Genomic DNA, 20,436 nt, shown 5'->3' with positions numbered 1-20,436 from the left:
GCAGGGTCTCCGGGATGCCGCCCGTCCGGAGCGTCACCGTGCGGATCCCGTGCGGCCCCAGCTCGGCCGCCAGCTGGCGGCGCATCGCCTCCAGCGCGTGGAACGCCACCTGCAGCCCGCCGACCGCGAACTCCCGCACCGGATCGCCCGCTCCCCCGAAGAACAGGATCGCCCCCGACCGCTGCCCGATCATGTGGCGGGCCGCCGCGCGAGCCGTCAGGAACTGGGTGCGCACCGCCGTCAGCACCGGGCGCTCGTAGTCCGCGAGCGCCATCTCCACCAGCGGTGTGCCCTGGACGTCGCCGTGGCCGATCAGGTTGAACGAGACGTCGAGCCCGCCCTCGGCGGCCACCGCGGCGGCGTGTTCGTCCACCGCGAGCTCGTCGAGGGCGTCGACCTCCGCCGTCTCGGCCCGCCCGCCGGACGCGCGGATCCGGCCGGCGACCTCGTCCAGCCGGGCCCGGGTCCGGCCGGCGAGGAACACCCGCGCGCCTTCCCCGGCGAAGGCGGTGGCCACCGCCGCGCCGATCCGCCCCGCGGCGCCGTAGACGATCGCGTTCTTGCCGTCGAGCAATGTCATGAAGTCCTCCCGAGTGTCCGGTCACCCCTGCGTCGAACGGGCGCACCCGGAATCGACACTCAAGGACGCGGGCACCCCACCGGGTTCGGCATGGTGACCAGCCCGCTGTCGATCACCGCCCGGCTCAGTGGCACCGCCAGTTCCAGCAGCCGCTCGACGTCGGTGCTCAGCGCCGCCCCCGCCAGCCGGTCCGTGTCGTCCTCGATCCCGCGGCGCAGATCCCGGCCCGCGGCGGTCAGGACGCCGTCCGCGTCGAGGAGCCCGCGGGCCCGCAGCCGGTCCACCGCCGCGTCCCACTGCGTGTCCGACCAGCCGCGATGGGGCTGGATGTCCGCACGGGCGAGCACGCCATCACCGATGTGGGTGAGGGTCGTCTCCAGGCCGGTCAGCCCCGCGCGGACCGCCGCGAGGACGTGGCCGTCGCCGCGGTGCTCACGCAGGATCGTCGCCGCCAGCCACAGCCGCGCCGGCGGATCCGCCGGTTTCGGCACCGCCGCCCACGCCGCCGCGAGCGGGCGGCCGCCGAACTCGCACGCGTCCACGGCCCGCCACAGCAGCGCGCTCAGTTCCGAGACGTCGCCGGCGACCGTGCGCAACGCCGACGCCACCGCTTCGATCCGGGAGGCGACGACGGCTTCGGGCGAGGCGAACGACCACGCGTCCGGCAACGCCCGGGCCACCATCGCCGGCGCGAAGCCGAACAGCATCGCCGTCGCCGGCTCCGGGCCGATCGGCCCGAGAGGCGCCAGCCGTCCCGCGAAGTAGCCCATCCAGTAGCCACGCAGGCCGGCCGCCTTCGCCGCTTCGGCCGTCTGGGGTGCGAAGTAGACGACGGCGTGCAGCGGTTCCACGGCCGCCCAGAGGCGGCGAGCCGTCACGGGCACCCCCAGGCCACCGGCAGCTCCCGGACCCCGTACACGAGCGTGTTGTGCTTGTACTCCAGCTCCTCCCGAGCCACTCCCAGCCGCAAATCCGGCACCCGCCGGAACAACCCCGTCAACGCCTCCTGCAGTTCCACCCGCGCCAGCTGCTGGCCCACACACTGGTGCGCCCCGAACCCGAACGCCACGTGCGTCCGCGGGGAGGAGCGGCCGAAGTCCAGCTTGTCCGCGCCCGCGAACACCGACTCGTCGCGGTTCGCCGAGTTCAGCGCCGCCACCAGCCACTCTCCCGCCCGGATCGACCGCGCCCCGACCCGGACGTCCGCGGTCGCGTACCGCAGCACGCCCCACTGCACCACCGACAGGTACCGCAGCAGTTCCTCCACCGCCCGCTCCGGCTCGGCGAGCACCACCTCGCGCTCACCCGGGTGCTCCAGCAGCACCAGCGTGCTCAGCGCGATCATGTTGGCCGTCGTCTCGTGGCCGGCCACCAGGAGACTCAGGCCGAGCACGACGAGTTCCTCCATCGTCAGGGCGTCGCCGGCGGCGGACAGCCTGCTGAAGAGATCGTCCTGCGGATTCCGCTGCTTCGCGGTGAACAACTCGGCCAGATAACCCGAAAGCGCGTCGTACGCCTGCTCGCCTTCCTCGCGCGTCGCGTCCGTGCTGACCAGCGTCGAGCTCTGCTGCTGGAAGTGCGACCGGTCGGCGTACGGGACGCCGAGCAGCTCGCAGATCACCAGTGACGGGATCGGCAACGCGAAGTCCTGCACCAGATCCGCGCGGCCGGGCCGCGCGAGCATCGCGTCCAGGTGGCTCTCCACCAGCTCCCGCACGTACCCGCGCAGCGCTTCCACGCGCCGCACGGTGAACTCCGCGATCACCTTCTTCCGCAGCCGCGAGTGCGCGGCGCCGTCGAGCTGGATGATCGAACCCGGGCTGACCTCGAAGTCGAGGTCGGCGTTCGGGTTCGCGTGCACCGAAGACGCGCCGCGCGAGCTCATCGTGCGGTCGGCGAGCACCGCGCGGACGTCGGCGTAGCGCGTCACCAGCCACGCGTCCATGCCCGCCGGGCACCGCACCTTCGACGTCGGCGCGGTTTCCCGGAGGGTGGCGTAGGTTTCGGGAGGGTCGAACGGGCAGCCGGCCGGCCGGGTCGTCGGGAGAGCCGGGGTTGCGGGTGCGGCCGTCACGGCGGATCACCTCTCTCTTCCGGTGGATTCGACACTTCCACCATGGAGAGAACGGCGGCCGCCGTGGGGCGGGCGCCCCACTTGCGACCCGGATGGCCTAGCGGGCGCCGTACGCGCCGCCGTTCACGTGGACGACCTGGCCGGTGAGGTGCGCGGCTTCCGGTGCGGCCAGGAACCGCACGGTGTCGGCGATTTCCTCCGGGCGCCCGGCACGCTGGTTGAACGCGAGGGAAATCCGCGGCTGCAGCCATTCGTCGGTCAGCGTGCCGTGGAAGAACTCCGTGTCGAGGATGACGCCCGGTGCGACGACGTTCGCCGTGCCCGCCGCGCCCAGCCGGCGCGCGAGATCGGTGTTCCACGCCTCGATCGCCGCCTTCGCCGCGCCGTACGAGCCCGAGCCCTGCTTCGCCGCGATGGAGCCGAGAGTCACCACCCGCACGTTGTCCGCGAAGCGCGGCTTCAGCGCCGCGGTGACGAGCACGGCCGAGAGCACGTTGGCTTCGAAGTTGGCCTGCCACGCGTCGGCGAGACCCTTCAGGTCGCCGGGTGCGGGTGCCTCCCGGATCCGGTCGGTGTTGCCGCCCGCGTTGTTGACCAGGACGTCCACCCGCGAAGGCAGGTCCGCCAGCGCGGCCTGCACCGCCGCCGGGTCGCTCGCGTCGAAGGCCACCGCCCGCGCGCCGATCTCCTCCGCCGCCGCTTCGAGGACGTCCTTGCGCCGCCCGGTGACGGTCACCCGCTCGCCCGCCGCCGCGAACCGGGCGGCGATCGCCAGCCCGATGCCGGTGCCGCCCCCGGTGACCACGATTTCCCGCTGTTCGCTCATGCCGCCATCTTCGCCGAGGAAACCGCTTCCCCACCGGATTTTCCCGGCGAGCGGGACACGAACCCGCATTTGTTAGGAAACTTTACGAATAGGTCTTGACGGCGACCGGAAGCACGGCGAACCTGGACGCACGCCGCAGTCATCGTCCGCCCAGTCCTCCCGGAGGCAGCATGACCCGGCGCGCGCTCGTGCTCGTCGTGACCCTGTTCCTCGCCATGGCCACCGCGCTGACCGGCGCTCCCGCGGCGAGCGCGGCCACCACCCAGCCGACCTTCCTCACCTTCTACGGCTGGTGGGACAACACCCCGCCCGGCGGGGACATCTCCTACCCGCAGATCCACGACACCGCGGGCGGCAAGGGCACCTACGCCGACCCGATCACCTTCGCCACCAGCAGCGACGAATTGAAGCCGGGCACCAGGGTTTGGGTGCCGCGGGTGAAGAAGTACTTCATCATGGAGGACGGCTGCGACGAGTGTTCCGACGACTGGAACAGCCAGGGCCCAAACGGCGGCCCCGGCCTGCGCCACATCGACCTCTGGCTCGGCGGCAAGGGCGGCAGCGCCTTCGACGCGATCGACTGCGAAGACGCGCTCACGCACTACAACCCCGACAACACCCCGGTCATGGAACCGGTCGTCGTCGACCCGCCCTCGAACGAGCCTTATGACGCCACGCCGATCTTCGACACCAGCACCGGTGAGTGCTGGGGCGGCGCGCAGCCGAACACCACGGTCGGCCAGTACCGCAACAACTCCACCGGCACCTGCCTGGCCGCCCCGGGCAGCGGCACCACGCTGAAGGTGGCCGCCTGCACCGGAACCGCCGAGCAGCGGTTCACCTTCCACGGCGCGTTCCTCGTGATCAACGACAAGTGCGCGGGCATCTCCGGCAGCTCGATCGTGCTCCAGACCTGCACCGGCGGCCCGGCCCAGCAGTGGTCGATCAACCCCGACGGCACCATCTCGGACATCCAGTCCAGCAGCAAGTGCTTCCGCGCCTCGGGCACCACGCTGACCGCGGGCAGCTGCTCCGGCACCGCCGCCCGCTGGACGTTCACCGCGGCGAGCGCCCCGGGCCTCGGCGTGACACCGTCGTCGGTCTCGGTCGCGCCGGGCGCTTCGGCGACGGCCACCGTGACCTCCACCGACGCCGTCACGCTCTCCGCGAGCGGCGCTCCCGCGGGCGTGACCGTGTCCTTCTCCCCCGCGTCGGTGCCCGCCGGCGGGACCTCGACCGTCACGGTCGCCGCCGCGGCCACCGCGTCCCCCGGCTCGGCGACGATCACGCTGACCGGCGGCACGAGGACGGCTTCACTGGGCGTCACCGTGACCGGCACCGGCGGCCCGGAAACGCTGCTGTCGCAAGGCAAAGCCGCGACGGCGTCCTCCACCGAGTCGTCGTCGTACCCGGCGAGCGCCGCCGTCGACGGCAACCTGACGAGCACGCGGTGGGCGTCCAAGGAAGGCAGCAACGCGGAGTGGCTGCGCGTCGACCTCGGCGCCACGAAGTCCGTCTCGCACGTCAAGCTCACCTGGGAAGCCGCGTACGGGAAGGCCTACAGCATCCAGACGTCGGCCGACGGCACGACCTGGACGACGATCTCCAGCACCACGACCGGCAACGGCGGCACGGACGACCTCACCGGCCTGGCCGGCACCGGCCGGTACGTGCGGATGAACGGCGTCACGCGCGGCACGTCGTACGGCTACTCGCTGTACGAAATGCAGGTGTACGGCACCCCCTGAGTTGCCGAACCGGCAACGAGGTTTGCCTTCTCGGGGATGTTGTCCGCATGCTCGGAGGACGTCCTTGAGGAGGAACCATGCCCCACGACCACCCGATGACCGTCGACGCCATGCTCAAGCAGGACTTCTGGGAAGCGATGTACCAGCGTGACGAGCACCGGATCTGGAGCGGGAACGTCAACGTCAACCTGCGCACCGAGGTCGAAGGCCTGAAACCCGGGCGCGCCCTCGACCTCGGCAGCGGCGAAGGCGGCGACGCGATCTGGCTGGCCAAGCAGGGCTGGACGGTCGACGGTGTCGACATCTCGACCACCGCGCTCGCCCGTGCGGCAGCCGCGGGCGAAGAGGCCGGCGTGACGGTGAACTGGCTGCACCGCAACATCCTCGAGTGGCAGCCGGAGGAGAGCTACGACCTGATCTCCGCGCAGTACATGCACCTGCCGCCGGACCTGCGCCGCACCGTTTTCACGGCGGCCGCGGCGGCGATCCGGCCCGGCGGTTCGCTGCTGGTCGTCGGGCACTCGCCGAAGGCCATGCGGGAGTTCGACGGCCAGAAGCCGCCGGAGGAGCTGTACTTCGAGCCCGAGGAGATCACCGGCTACCTCGGCGACCCCTGGCCGTGGGTGGTCGAGACCTGCGAGACGCGCGGCGAGGGCCACCACACCGACGCCGTCTACCGCGCGCGGCGCCTCGAAGCGTGAGACGAGCGAAGGGCCCGCTCACCTCCCCCGACGGAAGTGAGCGGGCCCTCGCCCTGGCTCAGGCGAGCTCGAGGCCGTAGGCCTGCAGCTCGAGGGTGAGCGGGTAGAAGTAGCTGGTCTGGGTGTCGCCGCCGGACAGCGTGCCGAGGCCCTTGGCGCCGTCGTAGGCCGGGCCGCCGGAGTCGCCGTGGTCGGTGTGCGCGGTGGTGCCGAACTCGTGGTTGAGCACGCCGACGTCGAAGTTGACCGACTCGTCGACCGAGGTCACCTCGCCGCTGCCGCCGCCGGTGGTCGAGCCCTGCTTCTGGATCTGCTCGCCGACGGTCGGCGTCGCCGCGCCGGTGATCTGCTGGCCGGTGTTGATCTCGCCGGGGCCGGTGCCGTTAGGGCGGGTCAGCAGGCCGGAATCGGCGCCGGGGCAGTCGCTTTCGACGACCTGCGCGCCGGAGACGTCGCCGCCGGACCAGGTGCCGCCGAGGTTGGTGCAGTGGCCGGCGGTGAGCAGGAACGGCGAGCCGCCGCGCGTCACGTTGAAGCCGAGCGAGCAGCGGCCCTGGCTGTTCTGGATCGCGTCGCCGTCGGCGATGTAGAGCTCCAGCTTGCCGGTGCGGTGCTCGACGCGGACGCTGTCGCCGTACTTCGCGGCGGCCGCGGCGACCTTGCCCGCGGTCTCCTTGCTGGCCGCGTCGTAGACCTTGACCACGACCTGGTTGGTCTTCGTGTCGATGCCCCACGCGGTCTGCGGCACGTTCTTCACCGCGTCCAGCTCGTTCTTGACACCCGTCAGCGCGGCGAAGGTGTGCTTGACCTTCTTCGCGGTGAAGCCGGCGGCCTGCACCTGCCGCACGGCGGCGTCGTCGACGACGTTCACGACGGCCTTGCCGTTTTCGAGGTAGACACCGCCGGACGCGGCGCCCAGCGCGTTCGCCACCTGGGTGGCGCCGGTGATCGCGCGGGCCTGCAGCTCGGCGAAGGCCAGCGGGGACGCGGTGGCCGCCGAAGCGCAAACGCCGCTGGTCAGCGCCGCGGCCGACAAGACGGCGAGGGTCTTGAGGGCGGTCTTCCGGGGAGTCATCAACTTCCTCCAGGTTGCCGTTCGAAGCCTGTGCGGACACTTTCGTTGCCAGGCAACCAACGCACTACCGACGAAGGTTGGTTAATAACCAAGGGAACCGGACATACCTCTCAGACCGCCCCGAACGGCGTAACGCGTCACCCCTTCCGGCCTACTCGCGCGGCCGGCGGACGTGCTCCTCGTACCCCGGGTTCTTCTTCAGGTACCCGGCGATGAACGGGCAGACCGGCACGATCGTCCCGCCGTGGGCGACGACGTCGTCGAGCGCGCCCGCCGCCAGCACCTTGCCCAGGCCCTGCCCGGCGAAGGCGTCGTCGATCTCGGTGTGGGTGAACACCGTGAGGTCGCCGCGGCGGTCGTACTGCGCGATCCCCGCCAGCTTCTCGCCCGCCCACAGCTCGTAGCGGTTCTCGTCCGGGTTGTCGACCACCCGGTTTCCGTCGGTCATCTGCTCTCCTCGCTCGGGGACGTCCCCCATCGTGCGACGGCCCGCCACGGCGTGCCGATCGGGCCGCGCGGGCCGCTGGGCCGGCCGGGGGAAGCGCCCGTCCCGTTCGTGTGCTTCCCGGGTGTTCCCCTTGGCGGACACCGCGGCCGGCTGGTTGCCTCGCGGTGTGCCTGAGCAGCCGTTCGTCCTCCCCGAGTTCTACATGCCCTACCCGGCGCGGCGGAACCCGCACCTGGACCGCGCGCGCGACCACAGCAAGGCGTGGGCGCGCGAGCTGGACATGATCGACGTGCCGCAGCACGGCACGGTGATCTGGACCGAGCACGACCTCGACTCCCACGACTACGCGCTGCTCTGCGCGTACACCCACCCCGACGCCGGTGCCGACGAGCTCGACCTGATCACCGACTGGTACGTCTGGGTCTTCTACTTCGACGACCACTTCCTCGAGCTGTACAAGCGCACCGGCGACATCGACAGCGCCCGCGGCTACCTCGACCGCCTGGAACTGTTCATGCCCGCCGAGGGCGAGATCACCGCGACACCGGAGAACCCGGTCGAGCGCGGCCTCACCGACCTGTGGAACCGGACGATCCCGCACCGGTCGGCCGGCTGGCGGCGCCGGTTCGTCGACAGCACGAAGGCGCTGCTGGACGAGTCGCTGTGGGAACTGGCCAACATCAACGAAGGCCGGCTCGCGAACCCGATCGAGTACGTCGAGATGCGGCGGAAGGTCGGCGGCGCGCCGTGGTCGGCGAACCTGGTCGAGCACTCGGTGCACGCCGAGGTGCCCGACGCGATCGCCGCGTCCCGGCCGATGGAGGTCCTGCGCGACTGCTTCGCCGACAGCGTCCACCTCCGCAACGACCTGTTCTCCTACCAGCGCGAGGTGCAGGACGAGGGCGAGCTGTCCAACGGCGTGCTCGTGTTCGAGAAGTTCCTCGGGCTGGGCACCCAGCAGGCGGCCGACGCGGTCAACGACCTGATCACCTCCCGGCTGCACCAGTTCGAGCACACCGCGCTCACCGAGGTGCCCGCGCTGTTCGACGACCACTGCGTCGACCCGGCCGCGCGCGCGGCGACCTTCGCCTACGTCAAGGGCCTGCAGGACTGGCAGTCCGGCGGGCACGAATGGCACCTGCGGTCCAGCCGGTACATGAACGAAGGCGCCCTGGCCGGCCGCGGCACCTCCGCGGCCCGCATGTTCACGTCGGTGCTCGCCACCGCGCCGCAACGGCTGCGGGCGTACGGCTCGACGCCGTTCCGCGCGGTCGACGTCCCGCGGCCGTCCGTCACCGTGCCGTTCCCGCTGCGGCTGAGCCCGCACCTGGAGTCCGCCCGGCGCCGGAACGTCGACTGGGCGCGGCGCACGGGCTTCCTCGACGGCGTGGTCTGGGACGAGCGGAAGCTGCGCGCCGCCGACCTGCCGCTGTGCGCGGCGGGCATCCACCCGGACGCGACGGCCGAGGGCCTCGACGTCACCAGCGACTGGCTGACCTGGGGCACCTACGCCGACGACTACTACCCGGTGGTGTTCGGTGCGGCGCGCGACCTGGCGGGCGCGAAGGCGGCCAACCTCCGCCTGTCGGCGTTCATGCCGGTGCACGATGCGCCGATGCCGGAGCCGACCACGGCGCTGGAAGCGGGCCTGGCCGACCTCTGGCCGCGGACCACGGCGGGCATGACCACGGAAAACCGGCGCGCGGTGCGCCGCGCGGTCGAGTCGATGACGTCGAGCTGGCTCTGGGAGCTGGCGAACCAGGCGCAGAACCGCATCCCCGACCCGATCGACTACGTCGAGATGCGGCGCCGGACGTTCGGTTCGGACCTCACGATGAGCCTCTCGCGGTTCTCCCACGGCCGTGCGGTGCCGCCCGCGCTGTACCGCACGCGGCCGGTGCAGGCGATCGAGCACTCGGCGACGGACGTGGCGTGCCTGATCAACGACCTCTACTCCTACCGCAAGGAGATCCAGTACGAAGGCGAGCTGCACAACGCGGTGCTGGTGGTGCGGAACTTCCTGGACTGCACCGAAGAGCGCGCGTTCGCGGTGGTGACCGACCTGGTGCACGCCCGGCTGGCGGAGTTCGAGCACGCGGCGGCGATCGAGCTGCCGGCCCTGGTGCGCGACCACGCCGTCGAACCGGCCGTCGAGGAGATGCTGCTCGGCTACGTCCAGGAATTCCGCGACTGGATGGCCGGGATCCTGAACTGGCACGAGAACGTGGGCCGCTACACCGAGCCGGAGCTCCGCTACCACCCGGCGGCGGCGACGGCGACCGCGTTCGGTGGCCCGACCGGCATCGGGACGTCGTCGCTGCGCATCTCGTCCCTGATTCCCGCGGGTCACTGAACGGCGTTGCCCTGGCCACTCCGCCGGGCGTTCGGCGGCGGCGGAGGTGATACTCGGGGCGTGAGCGGCTTCAGCCTGCGATTCCTCGGCCATTCGACCGTCCGCCTGGACCTCGGCGGCCGGGTGGTGCTGACCGATCCCGTGCTCACCGCGCGCGTCGGCGGGCTCGTCCGGGTCGTTCCGCCGCCGCCGCCCGAGAGCTACGCCGGTGTCGACCTCGTCCTGCTCTCGCACCTGCACGGCGACCACCTGCACCTGCCGTCGCTCGAGCTGCTCGGCACGGGCACCCGGATCGTCGTCCCGCGCGGCGCGGGTTCCTGGCTGGCCAAGAAGGGCTTCCGGAACGTCGAGGAGATCGCGCCCGGTGAGACGCTCGTCGACGGCGGCCTGACCGTCACCGCCACCGAAGCCGTCCACTCCGGACACCGGTGGGGGCCGCGCCTGACCCACGGGCCGCAGAGCCCCGCGCTCGGGCACCTGATCGAAAGCAACGGCAAGAAGATCTACAGCGCGGGTGACACCGACCTGTTCGACGGCATGCGCGACCTCGGCCCGGTCGACGTCGCCCTGCTGCCCGTCTGGGGCTGGGGACCGAACCTCGGCCCCGGGCACCTCGACCCCGCCCGCGCCGCGCGGGCCGCCGCGCTGGTCCGAGCCCGGGCGGCCGTCCCCGTGCACTGGGGCACCCTCGCCCTCCCCGGCATCCGGCGCACCGCCCGGATGCGCCGCCTGCTCGCCGACCCGCCGCGCGTGTTCGCCGCCGAAGCCGAAGGCAAGACCGAAGTGCTCTTCACCGAACCCGGCGCCGACGTCGTCCTGCCCGCACCGAGGGACCGCGCGTGAACTGGACCGACCCCGCCGCCATCGGGTACCCCGCGGTGTTCGGCGGCGTGCTGCTCGGCTCGATCGTCCCCGTCGTGCCCACCGGCGCGGTGGTCGGTGCCGGGGCCGCCGTCGCGACGACCACCGGGCACCTGTCCCTGCCGCTGGTGATCGTCCTCGCCACCCTCGGCGCCTACCTCGGCGACGTCGTGACGTTCGGGATCCCGCGTCTCGGCAGCGAAGCCGCGTTCCGCTGGATCAGCCGCCGCCAGCCCGCCGAGCGGCTCGAGAAGGCCCGGGAGCAGTTCGCCCGCCGCGGCTGGCAGCTCGTGGTGGTCGGCAGGCTCGTCCCGGCCGGCCGCATCCCGGTGCTGCTCGCCGCGGCCGCACTGAGCTACCCGTGGCGGCGGCTGCTGCCCGCCGCGCTCGGCGCCTGCGTGCTCTGGGCGTGCGCGTACGCCGTGCTCGGCATCGTCAGCGGCGGCATCTTCGACTCGCCCCTCGTCGCGACGCTGCTGGCGACCGTGCTCGTCCTGCTGGTCACCGTGCTGGCCAACCTCATCGCCCGGTGGCGGCGCAGGACCAAGGAGCCGGTGTGACGACCACGGCGCCGAAGGGCAGGCTGCTGCGCGGCGGCCGGGCCGTCGCCCGCGCGGTGGGGGTCTGGATCGCGGTGACCGGCGCGCTGCGCCTGCTCGACGTCCTCCTGCCCGGGTTCCGGATGACGCACTGGTGGCAGCCGACGGTCTGCGCGCTGCTGCTCGGCCTGCTCGTCGCCGTCGTCTGGCCGCTGGTCATGCGGATCGCCTACCCGCTGGCGTTCTTCACCTTCGGCGGCTTCGGGTTCCTGCTGCTCGGCGCCGGGACCCTCGCCGTCTTCCGGACCGTGCCGGGCGTCGAGGTCGCAGGCTTCCGGACCGCGGTGATCGTCACGCTCGGCATGGCCGCCGTCGGCGCGCTCATCTCCAGCCTGCTCGCCGTCGACGAGGACGAGATCTTCTTCCGCCGCGCCGCCCGGCGCCGCCGTCGTCACACCCCGGCCGCCGACGCCGCGGACCAGCCGCCCGGCGTGCTGTTCCTGCAGATCGACGGCCTCGGGTACGACACCGTCCGCCGCGCGATCCGCGACGGCGACATGCCGACGTTCGCCGCGTGGCTCGCCGAGGACAGCCACGCGCTGGACCGCTGGCACACCGACTGGAGCTCGCAGACCGGGGCGAGCGTCTGCGGCATCCTGCACGGCTCCAACCACGACATCCTCGGTTTCCGCTGGTACGAAAAGGACCGCGACCACGTGGTGGCGTGCGCGCACCCGGCCGACGCGGCCGAGATCGAGCGGCGGCACTCCGACGGCCGTGGCCTCCTGGCCGGCGACGGCGCGAGCCGCGGCAACCTGTTCTCCGGCGACGCCGCCCACGTCAGCCTCACGATGAGCTCGATCCCGGTGCTGGTGCCCAAGAAGCTGCTGCGCCGCCACCGCGACCGGCTCGGCGCGGGTTACTACGCCTACTTCGCGAACCCGGTCAACGCGCTGCGCACGTTCGCCGTCGCGCTCGTCGACGTCTTCCGGGAAATCAGCGCGTCGGTGCGCCAGCGCCGCGCGGGCGTCGTCCCGCGGGTCCCGCGCGGCGGCTGGTACCCGCTCGCCCGGCCGGGCACGACGGTGATCGCGCGGGACGTCGTCGTCTCGGCGATCCTCGGCGACATGCTGGCCGGGCGGCCGGTGGTGTACGCGGACTTCCTCGGCTACGACGAGGTCGCGCACCACTCCGGCATCGAGCGGTTCGACACGCTGTCGGTGCTGCGCTCGATCGACCAGCAGATCGCGCGGCTGCACCGGGCGGCCCGGCTGGCGCCGCGCCGCTACCACGTCGTGGCGCTGTCGGACCACGGCCAGACCCAGGGCCAGGCGTTCTCGCAGCGGTTCGGCGAGACGATCGAGGCGTACGTCGGCCGCCTGTGCGGCGGTTCGCCGTCGCCGGCGGCGGGCAAGCGGCGGCAGGCCGAGAGCTGGCAGATCAACGCGGCGCTGGCGGAGGCGACGAAGAGCGGCGGCCTGATCGCGCGGCGGCTGCGCGCCCGGGTGGAGGACGCGGAGTGCGCCGAGGACCGCCCGCGCACGACGTCCGGCGCACCCGGCGCGGTCACCCGCGTGGCGCCGGGCGTGGTGGTGGTCGTGTCCGGGCACCTCGCGATGGTGTCGTTCACCGAGCACGAAGGCCGCGTCGAGCTGGAGACGATCGAGCGCGAGTTCCCGGACCTGCTGCCGTCCCTGGTGGACCACCCCGGCGTCGGGTTCCTGCTGGTCTCGAGCCGCGAGTTCGGCCCGGTGGTCCTGGGCCGCGACGGCCTCCACCGGCTGGCTTCCGGTGTGGTCATCGGCGAGGACCCGCTGACGCCGTACGGCCCGCACGCGGCGGACCTGATCCGCCGGGTGGACGGTTTCCCGCACTGCGCGGACGTGATGATCAACAGCCGCTACGACCCGGAGTCGGACCAGGCGTCACCGTTCGAGACGCACGTGGGCTCGCACGGCGGGCTGGGCGGCCCGCAGCAGCGCGGCTTCGTGGTGCACCCGCGTGAGCTGCGGTTCCCGGGCGAAGTCGTCGGGGCGGAGGCCCTGCACCGGGTGTTCCGCGGCTGGCTGGCAGAGTTGGGCCACCCCCGGGTGGAAACCCCGGTATCGGAGGTGGTTTCGTGAAGCTGACAGTCTACGGCGCGAGCTGGTGCCCGGACGTGAAGCGCAGCCGTGCGCTGCTCGACCGCGAAGGCGTCGAATATTCCTATGTGGACGTCGAGGCGGACGCGGACGCCGAGCGCCGCGTCCGCGAGCTCCAGGACGGCGCCCGCCGCATCCCGACGATCGTCTGGGAGGACGGTTCGTTCCTGGTCGAGCCGTCCGACGCCGAGCTGAGCTCGCGGCTGTGAAGCTGCTGCGGGAACTGCCGCTCGGCACGCGGGTAGTGGTGCGCTACCGCATCGAGGGCGGCTTCACCGACGCGCTCGGCGACCTGGTGGCGCGCGACGACGTCTCCTGCACGGTCGAGACCCGGCGCGGCCGGGTCGTGGTGGCGTTCTCCTCGGTCACGCTCGCCAAGCCGGTGCCTCCGCCGCCGGTCCGGAAATCGGGTGGCGGTCCGCCGCCCGCTTTATGACGATCGGAGCCGTGTTCGACGCTTTGGTGGCCGAAGCTTCGGCGGTGTCCGTCGACGGCTGGGACTTCTCGTGGCTGGACGGCCGCGCCACGGAGGCCCGGCCTTCGTGGGGCTACCAGCGCCTCCTGGGTGCCCGCCTGAGTTCGGCGCGGGCGGCCCTGGACCTCGAGACCGGCGGCGGCGAGGTCCTCGACGGCTGCCCCGCCCTGCCGCCGGTTCTGGTGGCCACCGAGTCGTGGCCGCCGAACATCGCGAAGGCGGCGGCCCGGCTGCGGCCGCGCGGGGTCCGGGTCGTGGCCACCGCGGGCTTCCCCTTCCGCGACAACGCGTTCGACCTGGTCTCCAGCCGTCACCCGGTGACGACTTCGTGGTCCGAAATCGCCCGCGTCCTGCGTCCCGGCGGAACGTACTTCTCCCAGCAGGTCGGCCCGGCGAGCGTGTTCGAACTGGTCGAGTTCTTCCTCGGCCCGCAGCCTGAGGAAGGCCGCAACAGCCGTCACCCGGACCGGGCCGTCGCGGCCGCTTTCGCGGCCGGGCTGGAGGTCGTCGACCTGCGCTCGGAGTCGCTGCGCACGGAGTTCTTCGACATCGGCGCGGTGGTCTACTTCCTGCGCAAGGTGATCTGGATGGTCCCGGGCTTCACGGTCGAGCAGTACCGCGACAGGCTGCGCGAGCTGCACGAGAAGATCGAGCGCGACGGCCCCTTCGTCGCCCACACGACCCGGTTCCTCATCGAGGCCCGGAAGCCTTGACGATCGCCGCTTCGACGCCGTCCAGCAGCAGCTCCAGACCCGCCTCGAACGACAGCCGCGCCTCCCGCTCCAGGTAAGGCTCGTCGGACCCCGACGCCTCGTACTCGCCCTCCTCCCCCAGCCGGGCCACCGTCGGGAACCGCGCCGGCAAATCCGGCGCCAGCTCCTGCAGCAACGCCGACCTCGCGTACCACCAGTCCTCTTCGGACTGTCCCGTCTCGCGCGCCGCCTGGCGGGACTCCGCCGCCGCCTGGACCGAGCCGCGGACGATGTTGAACAGTGCCGCCACCACCCAGCGCACCCGGGACAGCGGCAAGCCGGTCGACGCCAGGACCGAAAGCAGCGTCTCCTGCACGTGGAACTCCCCCGGCCCGAGCACCGGGCGCGCCGGCGAGACCTGCAGCAGCCACGGGTGCCGCAGGTGCAGGTCCCACAGCGAACCGGCCAGGGCCAACGCGGCCGAGCGCCACCCGTCGGACGACGGAAAAGCCGACGGCAGCTCGCCCAGGGTCCGGTCGTACATGAGGTCGACCAGCTCGGTCTTGCCCGGCACGTACGTGTACAGCGCCATCGCCGTGCGGCCGAGGCGTTCCCCGACCGCGCGCATCGACAGCGCCGCCATGCCATCGGCGTCCGCGATCTCGATCGCCGCCGCGACGATCGCCTCGACGGACAGGCCCGGCTTGGGCCCCGGGCCGGTGCGCGGCGCCACCACCCGCGGCCCCCACAACAGCTCCATGGACCGCCGGGCGTCGCCCTGACCCGCGAAGACGACCACCTTGCCGACTCCTTACACCCTAAAGTAATGTACGCTGGAGAATCACTTTACAGCCTAAACTATCTAGAAGGACGGTATGACTTCACCCAGGCGGGCCGCCGACACCCACGACGTGATCGAGGTCCGGGGGGCCCGGGAGAACAACCTGACCGGCATCGACCTGGACATCCCGAAGCGCCGGCTCACGGTGTTCACGGGCGTGTCCGGCTCCGGCAAGTCGTCCCTGGTCTTCGGCACCATCGCGGCCGAGTCCCAGCGGCTGATCAACGAGACCTACAGCGCCTTCCTCCAGTCGTTCATGCCGAGCCTCTCGCGCCCGGACGTCGACCTGCTGGAGAACCTCAGCGCGGCCATCGTCGTCGACCAGGAGCGGATGGGCGCCAACTCGCGCTCCACGGTCGGCACCGCGACCGACGCCTACGCCATGCTGCGGATCGCCTTCTCGCGGCTCGGCGAACCGTACGTCGGCACGTCCGGCGCGTTCAGCTTCAACCTGCCCGAAGGCATGTGCCCGGCCTGCGAGGGCCTCGGCCGCGTGTCGGACCTCGACGTGCACGCCCTGCTCGACTTCGACCGCTCGCTCAACGAAGGCGCGGTCGTCGTCCCCGGCTGGGCGCCCGACAGCTGGTACGTCCAGATCTACGTCGCCTCCGGGTTCTTCGACCCGGACACGAAGATCCGCGACTTCACGACCGAGCAGCTCGACGACCTGCTGCACAAGGGGCCGTGCAAGGTGAAGGTCGGCACCAGCAACCTCACCTACGAAGGCCTCGCGGTCAAGGTCAAGCGGCTCTACCTGCAGAAGGACACCGAGTCGCTGCAGCCGCACGTCCGCGGGTTCATCGAGAAGGCCGCGACGTTCAAGACCTGCGGCGAGTGCGGCGGCGCCCGGCTCAACCAGGCCGCGCTGTCGGCGAAGATCGACGGCCGGAACATCGCCGACTGCGCCGCGATGCAGATCAGCGACCTCGCCGAGTTCGTGCGGAACCTCGACGCGCCGTCGATCCGGCCGCTGCTGGGCAACCTGCGCGACACCCTCGACTCGCTGGTCGAGATCGGCCTCGGCTACCTCTCCCTCGACCGCGAGTCCGCGACGCTCTCCGGCGGCGAGGCGCAGCGCGTGAAGATGGTGCGGCACCTGGGTTCCAGCCTCACCGACGTCACCTACGTCTTCGACGAGCCGACCGTCGGGCTGCACCCGCACGACATCGAGCGGATGAACAACCTCCTGTTGTGCCTGCGGGACAAGGGGAACACGATCCTGGTCGTCGAGCACAAGCCGGAGACCATCCGGATCGCCGACCACGTCGTCGACCTCGGTCCCGGCGCGGGCGCCGACGGCGGCCGGCTCTGCTACACCGGCAGCGTCGACGGCCTGCGCGCGTCCGGCACGCTCACCGGCCGCCACCTCGACCACCGGGTGACCCTCCGGGACCGGGTCCGCACGCCGTCCGGGCACGTCTCCATCACCGGCGCCAAGCTGCACAACCTGCGGGACGTCAGCGTCGACGTCCCGCTCGGCGTGCTGACCGTGGTCACCGGGGTGGCCGGGTCCGGCAAGAGCTCGCTGATCCACGGCTCGCTGGCCCACCGCGACGACGTCGTCGTGGTCGACCAGTCGGCGATCCGCGGGTCCCGCCGGTCCAACCCGGCCACCTACACCGGCCTGCTCGACCCGATCCGGGCGGCGTTCGCCAAGGCCAACGGGGTCAAGGCGAGCCTGTTCAGCGCCAACTCCGAAGGCGCCTGCCCGAGGTGCAAGGGCCTCGGCGTGATCTACACGGACCTGGCGATGATGGCCGGGGTCGCCTCGGTCTGCGAAGAGTGCGAGGGCAAGCGGTTCACGCCCAAGGTGCTCACTCATCTGCTGCGCGGCAAGAACATCAGCGAGGTCCTGGCGATGTCGGTCGCCGAGGCCCGCGAGTTCTTCACGACCGGCAACGCGCGGACGGTGCTGGACCGCCTCGCCGACGTCGGCCTCGGCTACCTGACGCTCGGGCAGCCGCTGACCACGCTCTCCGGTGGCGAGCGGCAGCGGCTCAAACTGGCGATCCGGATGGCCGAGAAGGGTTCGACGTACATCCTCGACGAGCCGACGACCGGGCTGCACCTCGCCGACGTCGACCAGCTCCTGGCGCTGCTCGACCGGATCGTCGACGCGGGCAACACGGTGATCGTCATCGAGCACCACCAGGCGGTGATGGCGCACGCCGACTGGCTGATCGACCTCGGCCCCGGCGCCGGCCACGACGGCGGCCGGGTCGTCTTCGAGGGCACGCCCGCCGCGCTCGTCGCGGACGCCTCGACGTTGACCGCCCGCCACCTGCGCGAATACCTGGGGAAGCCGTGAAACCGACCGGCCTGCTCGAAGTGACGGCGGTGCGCCGGGTGACGCCGCGGACGGTGCGCGTCACCTTCACCGGCTCCGGTTTGGCCGGGCTGGAGGCTTGGCCGGACCAGCAGCTGAAGCTCCTGTTCCCGCCGCCGGGCCGCCCGGTGCGGCTGCCGTCGGACGAGGGCGACGTCATGCGCTGGTACCAGGCGTACCTGGCCATCCCCGAGGCCGAGCGCCCGGTGCTGCGCAGCTACACGGTGCGTTCGCGGGATCGCGACCGGATCGACGTCGACTTCGTGCTGCACACCGGCTCGGCGGGCCCGGCCACCGCCTGGGCCTCTCGAGCGAAGCCGGGGGACGTCCTCGGCCGGTACGGCCCGGACCCGGCCTACCGCCGTCCACTGTCCACAGCGGACACCCTGCTGTGCGCGGGCGACGAGACGGCGATCCCCGCCGTCGCCTCCATACTGTCCGAAGTGGACAACGCGGTGGTGTTCCTCGAGGTCGCGGACGCGGCGGAGGAGCAGCCGTTGCCCGGCGAGGTCCGCTGGCTGCACCGGGACGGCGCCGAGCACGGCCGCCGCCTGCTGGAAGCCGTCCGCGACGCGAAGCTGCCGGACGGCTCGGTGGCCGCGTGGCTGGCGGGCGAAGCGGGGATGGTGCGGTCGCTGCGCCGCCACCTCGTCGGCGAGCGCGGCCTGGCGAAGGGCGTCATCGAGTTCACCGGCTACTGGCGGCGCAGCCTGGCCCAGGACGACGCCCCGACCCCGGAGGACCTGGCCGACGCCGCGGAAAAGCTGGCAGACTCGGCCGCGTGGAAGGGCAACTGACGGCCTCGGGCATCGACCCGGCTTCGGTGGTGGCGGCCGAGGAGCTCGGCGGCGGGACGTACAACCGGGCGGTGCGGTTGCGGCTGGCGGACGACCGCCGGCTGGTGCTCAAGATCGCGCCGACGACCGCGGGCCTGACGTACGAACACGACCTGCTGGCGACCGAGGCGGAGTACTACCGGCTGGCATCCGGGCCGCTGCCGTCGGTGGTGGGCGCCGGGCCGGGGTTCCTGCTGATGACGGAGGTGCCGGGCGAGCCGTGGAACCGGACGCCCGGCGCCGGCCCGCACCTGCGCGCCGAACTGGGCGCGATCGTGGCGCGCCTGCACGAGACGACCGGCGACGGGTTCGGCTACCTCCAGGACCCCCTGCACCGAACGTGGTTTTCGGCGTTTCGCGCGATGGTGGACGCGGTACTGGCGGACGCCGTCCGCTACCGGGTGCGGCTGCCGCGCCCGGCCGCGGAGATCGCGCACCTGGTCCGCCGCCACGAGCCGCTGCTGGAGCCGGTCACGACGCCGGTCCTGGTCCACTTCGACCTGTGGCAGGGCAACATCCTGGTGCGGGACGGCCGGGTGTCGGGCATCGTCGACGCCGAGCGCGCGTTCTGGGGCGACCCGGTGGCGGAGTTCGTTTCGCTGACGCTGTTCCACGAACCTGACCAGCCGTTGCTGGAGGGCTACGGCGTGGCCCGCTTCGACGCCCCGGCCCGGCGCCGGCTGACGTTGTACCGCATCTACCTGGGTTTGATCCTCCTGGCGGAGATGGTGCCGCGGCAGGACACGAACGCGGACCGGCAGCGGTTCGTCTCCGCGTGGCTGGCGGAGAACCTCGACGCGGCCCAGCGGGCGCTGTGATGACGTCGCAAATCCGCCAGCCCGCGGAGGCCGTGCGCGCTTAGGGTCGCGGGCATGCCGAGCCGCGAGATCGTCGAGAACGCCTGGAAAGCCTTCGCCACGCACGACGCGGACCGGATCTCCGCCGTCTTCACCGAGGACGCCGAATGGCTGGCACCGCCGGGCAACGCCACCGCGGTCGCCCTGGGCGGCCCCTCCCACCTGGTCGGCCGGAAAGCGATCGTGCAGTTCCTCGCCGAGGACTTCCCGCGCTTCTTCGCCAGCGACGTCACGGTGACGTTCCACGGCTTCCACGCGGACGGCGACCGGGTGGTCGTGGAGGAGACGATGACGGCCACCCTGGCCAACGGCAACCGCTACGCCAACGACTACTGCTTCGTCTTCGAACTCCGCGACGGGCTCGTCCACCGGGTCCGCGAGTACATGGACACCGCCCGCGGCCACCGCATGGTCTTCAGTGAGACCGGCTGAGCACGCGCTGTTATGGAGCAGCCCCCGCACCGGCGAACCGATACCGTGCTTTCCGTGCGCTCCGAAATCGTGGTCCCGCTGCTCATCCGCGACCTCACCGAAGCCGACCTGCCCGACTGCGGCTGGTCGGGCTCCCGGCTGCACCTCGAACACGTGGCCCAGGAACTCCGCCGGGACGACGCCGACTACCTCGTCGCCTGCGCGGCGCGGTCCGGGCGGCCCGTCGGCAAAGGACTGATCGACTACCGGCAGACCGCCGGCGCGGGCACCATCGGGCAGCTCGCCGTGCACCCGGTCCTGCAGTCGTGCGGGATCGGGACCGCGCTGGTGCTCGCGGCCGAGGACCGGATCCGGGCACGCGGCCTGCGCCGGGCCGAGCTGGGCGTCGAAGTGGACAACCCCCGTGCGCGCAAGTTGTACGAGCGGCTCGGCTACGTCGCCTACGGCTGTCAACCCGACGGCTGGGACGAAGAAGGTCCCGACGGCTCGATCCGCCGCCGCGAAACCACCTGCACCCTCATGCGGAAGCCGCTGTGATCACGCGAACACCAGCGACACCAGCTCGTCGACGAACGGCTCCACCAGCTCCGCCCCCGTCCGGTTGAGCACGCTGTGGAACAGCGCCACCCGC

Annotated in this window: 21 protein-coding genes; 14 read left to right on the top strand and 7 right to left on the bottom strand. The window is 72.0% G+C overall.

Annotation, left to right across the window (positions count from 1 at the left end; translation table 11 throughout):
* From CCN39_RS18715 to CCN39_RS18700, 4 genes are all read right to left on the bottom strand, one after another.
* Nucleotides 1-580: SDR family NAD(P)-dependent oxidoreductase (locus CCN39_RS18715; protein ID WP_086843697.1), on the bottom strand; the 580-nt coding region annotated here is incomplete at its 3' end.
* Nucleotides 581-639: 59 nt separating this feature from the next.
* Nucleotides 640-1,458 carry an SCO6745 family protein gene (locus CCN39_RS18710; protein WP_086843695.1) on the bottom strand — a complete coding sequence of 273 codons (819 nt, stop codon included), beginning with the start codon at nt 1,456-1,458 and terminating at the stop codon, nt 640-642.
* Nucleotides 1,455-2,654, bottom strand: a complete 1,200-nt coding sequence (locus CCN39_RS18705) for a cytochrome P450 (RefSeq protein WP_086843691.1) — start codon at nt 2,652-2,654, stop codon at nt 1,455-1,457. The genes CCN39_RS18710 and CCN39_RS18705 overlap by 4 nt, the downstream gene beginning before the upstream one ends.
* 97 nt (nt 2,655-2,751) lie before the next feature.
* On the bottom strand, nt 2,752-3,480 hold the full coding sequence (locus CCN39_RS18700) for an SDR family oxidoreductase (protein ID WP_086843689.1): 729 nt from the start codon (nt 3,478-3,480) through the stop codon (nt 2,752-2,754).
* 170 nt (nt 3,481-3,650) lie between these two features.
* Here CCN39_RS18700 and CCN39_RS18695 point away from each other — a divergent pair, with 170 nt between their 5' ends.
* Nucleotides 3,651-5,228: a discoidin domain-containing protein gene (locus CCN39_RS18695; protein ID WP_086843687.1), complete on the top strand. Its 1,578-nt coding sequence runs from the start codon at nt 3,651-3,653 to the stop codon at nt 5,226-5,228.
* Nucleotides 5,229-5,305: 77 nt separating this feature from the next.
* On the top strand, nt 5,306-5,929 hold the full coding sequence (locus tag CCN39_RS18690; RefSeq protein ID WP_086843685.1) for an SAM-dependent methyltransferase: 624 nt from the start codon (nt 5,306-5,308) through the stop codon (nt 5,927-5,929).
* A 58-nt stretch (nt 5,930-5,987) separates the two neighbouring features.
* Here the strand turns inward: CCN39_RS18690 and CCN39_RS18685 are convergent, their stop codons facing one another.
* A complete protein-coding gene (locus CCN39_RS18685; RefSeq protein ID WP_086843684.1) occupies nt 5,988-7,004 on the bottom strand; it encodes a S1 family peptidase in 1,017 nt (338 codons plus the stop codon).
* Nucleotides 7,005-7,155: 151 nt separating this feature from the next.
* On the bottom strand, nt 7,156-7,452 hold the full coding sequence (locus tag CCN39_RS18680) for a GNAT family N-acetyltransferase (protein ID WP_086843682.1): 297 nt from the start codon (nt 7,450-7,452) through the stop codon (nt 7,156-7,158).
* Nucleotides 7,453-7,654: 202 nt separating this feature from the next.
* On the opposite strand from CCN39_RS18680, the gene CCN39_RS18675 reads away from it, so the two are divergent.
* Genes CCN39_RS18675 through CCN39_RS18645 form a run of 7 tightly spaced genes read left to right on the top strand, consistent with a single transcriptional unit; the run spans nt 7,655 to nt 14,534 of the window.
* Entirely contained in the window at nt 7,655-9,805 is a 2,151-nt protein-coding gene (locus CCN39_RS18675) for a terpene synthase family protein (RefSeq protein ID WP_208630266.1), read from the top strand.
* A gap of 60 nt (nt 9,806-9,865) precedes the next feature.
* On the top strand, nt 9,866-10,648 hold the full coding sequence (locus CCN39_RS18670) for an MBL fold metallo-hydrolase (protein ID WP_086843681.1): 783 nt from the start codon (nt 9,866-9,868) through the stop codon (nt 10,646-10,648).
* Nucleotides 10,645-11,226 carry a DedA family protein gene (locus CCN39_RS18665; RefSeq protein WP_086843679.1) on the top strand — a complete coding sequence of 194 codons (582 nt, stop codon included), beginning with the start codon at nt 10,645-10,647 and terminating at the stop codon, nt 11,224-11,226. The genes CCN39_RS18670 and CCN39_RS18665 overlap by 4 nt, the downstream gene beginning before the upstream one ends.
* A complete protein-coding gene (locus CCN39_RS18660) occupies nt 11,223-13,328 on the top strand; it encodes a phage holin family protein (protein WP_086843677.1) in 2,106 nt (701 codons plus the stop codon). Before CCN39_RS18665 ends, CCN39_RS18660 begins: the two co-directional genes overlap by 4 nt.
* Nucleotides 13,325-13,555, top strand: coding sequence for a glutaredoxin domain-containing protein (locus tag CCN39_RS18655; RefSeq protein WP_086843675.1), 231 nt, complete (start codon nt 13,325-13,327; stop codon nt 13,553-13,555). The genes CCN39_RS18660 and CCN39_RS18655 overlap by 4 nt, the downstream gene beginning before the upstream one ends.
* Nucleotides 13,552-13,782 (top strand): putative acetyltransferase, encoded by a 231-nt coding sequence (locus CCN39_RS18650; protein WP_086843673.1) that lies wholly within the window; start codon nt 13,552-13,554, stop codon nt 13,780-13,782. Before CCN39_RS18655 ends, CCN39_RS18650 begins: the two co-directional genes overlap by 4 nt.
* Nucleotides 13,779-14,534, top strand: coding sequence for a class I SAM-dependent methyltransferase (locus tag CCN39_RS18645; RefSeq protein ID WP_086843671.1), 756 nt, complete (start codon nt 13,779-13,781; stop codon nt 14,532-14,534). Before CCN39_RS18650 ends, CCN39_RS18645 begins: the two co-directional genes overlap by 4 nt.
* Here the strand turns inward: CCN39_RS18645 and CCN39_RS18640 are convergent.
* Nucleotides 14,512-15,312 carry a TetR/AcrR family transcriptional regulator gene (locus tag CCN39_RS18640; RefSeq protein WP_086843669.1) on the bottom strand — a complete coding sequence of 267 codons (801 nt, stop codon included), beginning with the start codon at nt 15,310-15,312 and terminating at the stop codon, nt 14,512-14,514. The two genes, CCN39_RS18645 and CCN39_RS18640, sit on opposite strands and share 23 nt — an antisense overlap.
* A 76-nt stretch (nt 15,313-15,388) precedes the next feature.
* Between CCN39_RS18640 and CCN39_RS18635 the strand changes: the two genes are divergently transcribed.
* Genes CCN39_RS18635 through CCN39_RS18615 form a run of 5 tightly spaced genes read left to right on the top strand, consistent with a single transcriptional unit; the run spans nt 15,389 to nt 20,342 of the window.
* Complete coding sequence (locus CCN39_RS18635) at nt 15,389-17,662, top strand: ATP-binding cassette domain-containing protein (protein ID WP_086843667.1); 2,274 nt, start codon at nt 15,389-15,391, stop codon at nt 17,660-17,662.
* On the top strand, nt 17,659-18,477 hold the full coding sequence (locus tag CCN39_RS18630) for a siderophore-interacting protein (RefSeq protein WP_086843665.1): 819 nt from the start codon (nt 17,659-17,661) through the stop codon (nt 18,475-18,477). Before CCN39_RS18635 ends, CCN39_RS18630 begins: the two co-directional genes overlap by 4 nt.
* Entirely contained in the window at nt 18,462-19,334 is an 873-nt protein-coding gene (locus tag CCN39_RS18625) for a phosphotransferase family protein (RefSeq protein WP_086843663.1), read from the top strand. Before CCN39_RS18630 ends, CCN39_RS18625 begins: the two co-directional genes overlap by 16 nt.
* Before the next feature lie 54 nt (nt 19,335-19,388).
* A complete protein-coding gene (locus tag CCN39_RS18620; protein ID WP_086843661.1) occupies nt 19,389-19,805 on the top strand; it encodes a nuclear transport factor 2 family protein in 417 nt (138 codons plus the stop codon).
* Between the two features lie 54 nt (nt 19,806-19,859).
* Nucleotides 19,860-20,342, top strand: a complete 483-nt coding sequence (locus CCN39_RS18615; protein WP_244210860.1) for a GNAT family N-acetyltransferase — start codon at nt 19,860-19,862, stop codon at nt 20,340-20,342.
* Nucleotides 20,343-20,436: the final 94 nt, after the last annotated feature.

Origin of the sequence: Amycolatopsis kentuckyensis (genome assembly GCF_002155975.1) — a bacterium.
Lineage (GTDB): Bacteria > Actinomycetota > Actinomycetes > Mycobacteriales > Pseudonocardiaceae > Amycolatopsis > Amycolatopsis kentuckyensis.
The sequence above is the reverse complement of the archived record's forward strand: the minus strand, read 5'-3'. Positions and strand labels throughout refer to the sequence as shown.